The 696-nt window shown below is 66.4% G+C and carries 1 protein-coding gene; it reads right to left on the reverse strand.

From position 1 onward, the window contains the following. A partial coding sequence (locus tag FK268_RS24430; RefSeq protein WP_158636210.1) for a MinD/ParA family ATP-binding protein occupies positions 1 to 696 on the reverse strand: 696 nt, incomplete at both ends.

Below are 696 nucleotides of genomic sequence, written 5' to 3' on the forward strand. Positions count from 1 at the left end.
CCGACGCCTCGAAGTCGTCGCCGATCGTCGCGGCCAGCTCGAGCATCGCCCACTGCGTGGACTTCTGCAGCAGGTCGTGAACGATCGGGCCGTCGAGGCCCAGGTGGTCGTCGTACGGAAGGTCGAGCACCCTGGAGGTGTTCGGGGCCTGCATCTCGGCGGGGCGGTCATCGTTCTTGCGTAGCTGCTCGATCTCGGCGGCGAAGTCCTGATGCAGCTGCTTGGGCTTGAACGTGCCCTTCTGGCCGGTGTTGTTGACCAGGACGACCGCGCGCGAGACCAGGTGCCGGTACTCGGCGATGTCGCGCCCGGTGTTCGGATCCTGCAGAGGCTTCTCCGTGAGCAGATCCGCCGGGTAGTTGTTGAGGAACTTCAGTGCCTGACGCGCCTTCTTGACCGTGCCCCGGGCGGTACCGGTCACGATGACCACGCGGTCCGCGCGCGCGAGCGCGGCCTTGGTCACGTCGTGGTGCATTTCGGTGCCGCAGTCGGTGACGATGATGGGGAAGATCTTCTCCGCCACGTCCAGGAGGGCGTCGTACTCCTGCGCGGTGAGCATGTGCGCGGCGGCGAGGTTGTCGCTGCCCTGAACGGCCTCGAAGTTGCCGCTGCTCTTGCCGGTGTAGGTCGTGAACGTCGGGTACGAGACGTTGTCCCGGGCGTCGATCTGACCGTCGGGGCCGTGGCTGAACAGCT

Origin of the sequence: Tsukamurella sputi (genome assembly GCF_007858445.1) — a bacterium.
GTDB classification, from domain to species: domain Bacteria; phylum Actinomycetota; class Actinomycetes; order Mycobacteriales; family Mycobacteriaceae; genus Tsukamurella; species Tsukamurella sputi.